Origin of the sequence: Sedimentibacter sp. B4 (assembly GCF_000309315.1) — a bacterium.
GTDB classification, from domain to species: domain Bacteria; phylum Bacillota; class Clostridia; order Tissierellales; family Sedimentibacteraceae; genus Sedimentibacter; species Sedimentibacter saalensis.
In genome coordinates this window covers 1-234 of the sequence record NZ_CANG01001103.1, presented here as the reverse complement: position 1 = coordinate 234, position 234 = coordinate 1, and the positions used below count along the sequence as shown (strand labels likewise).

Here is a 234-nt window from a genome sequence, read left to right as displayed (position 1 = left end):
GGCAGGTCCGCGCCGGGCAGTTCGAAGGTCTCCGCAGCCTCGACCTCGTCCTCGTCAACCTTGCCGGAGTTCTTGTCGTTCCTCCGGGTCTTGAGTTCCTCGATCGAGTCTTCGTTCTCTTCGTCCGTCTTGCGAGGGGCGTCGTAATCGGTCGCCATGTCTTTCGGTCCATCTCCATTCCGCGGTGCCCGCGTTGGCGGCTGTTGGGGGGCATCTGGTGCGAGGAATGTATAA

General features: G+C 61.5%; 1 protein-coding gene. It reads right to left on the bottom strand.

From position 1 onward, the window contains the following. The coding region (locus tag BN358_RS21830) for a DUF4193 family protein (RefSeq protein ID WP_040584321.1) at positions 1-158 on the bottom strand (158 nt) is incomplete at its 3' end. Positions 159-234 lie beyond the last annotated feature (76 nt).